Origin of the sequence: Caviibacter abscessus, from assembly GCF_001517835.1 — a bacterium.
GTDB lineage: Bacteria > Fusobacteriota > Fusobacteriia > Fusobacteriales > Leptotrichiaceae > Caviibacter > Caviibacter abscessus.
In genome coordinates this window covers 1-1,043 of the sequence record NZ_LOQG01000013.1, presented here as the reverse complement: position 1 = coordinate 1,043, position 1,043 = coordinate 1, and the positions used below count along the sequence as shown (strand labels likewise).

Sequence of the window (1,043 nt, the reverse complement as noted above, 5' to 3'; positions counted from 1 at the left end):
TTTGAGTAAATACAGTATCTAAATGCATAAATGCTCTAGATTCAGCGATTCTAAAAGCTAATATTTTTTTAATATTAGAATTTTGTTGATCGAATAGTAATTTTTTAGCTGCTAAATCAATAGCTGCTGCTTCAGTTCTTTGAGAAATACCAATTGCTAATATTTCATTATTTATATTAAGAACATCACCACCTTCAATATGGAAAGGATTAGTTCTATCATAGAACATTGTTACTTTTCCTTTATATTCAGGATGATAGTGGAAAATATAATAAGCATAAATAGTTTCTCTGTTTCTTGTTACAGAGTACATTCTATTTAAAATCACACCATTTTGTACTGATGCAAAAGGGTCTCTTGTAAAATATAAATTTGGCATAGGATCAAGTATTAATTCAGTAGGATCTTCTAAGAAGCTAACTAAGTCTTTTCTAGGAACGTTAAGTTCAGACATATTAACACCTTCCATAGTTTTTAATACCATTTCTTTAGTATCTTTATAACTTAAGAATAAATTAAGTAATGCTTCTTTATAAATATCAAGCTTTACTCCACCTTCTTCAATAAATTGTTTTAAAAATTGAACTTTAAGTTCATAAGATGTATCTAAAGTTTGAGCAACTAAGTCTTCTAAATAAACCACTTCTACTCCATTATCTCTTAATATTTGAGCAAAAGCATCATGTTCTTGTTGTGCTACTTTTAAGAAAGGCACGTCATCAAATAACAATCTTTCTAGAGAATCTGGTGTTAAATTTAATAATTCTTTACCAGGTCTGTGTAATAAAACTTTTTTCAAAGTATTTATTTCACTTCTTACATTAATTACCATAAATATAGTTATTTTAAATAATATTTAAGTTACAAAGAGTAGTTATAAAATAACATGAAATAAATAAAGTCAACCTTTTTGTAGACTATATTTGATTTATTAAAAAGTAAAATAGTTTGTATCATAGTGATACAAAAAGAATTGTTATAAAGTGCATATTTTTAACTGAAATGACGGCATGGTTTACAAAGAAGATAATATTATTAGTAAT

1 protein-coding gene is annotated in these 1,043 nt (G+C 25.8%); it reads right to left on the bottom strand.

Annotated features, from left to right (window positions below; translation table 11 throughout):
- Positions 1-832: arginine deiminase (locus AWT63_RS03120; RefSeq protein WP_068268385.1), on the bottom strand; the 832-nt coding region annotated here is incomplete at its 3' end.
- Between the last annotated feature and the right edge of the window lie 211 nt (positions 833-1,043).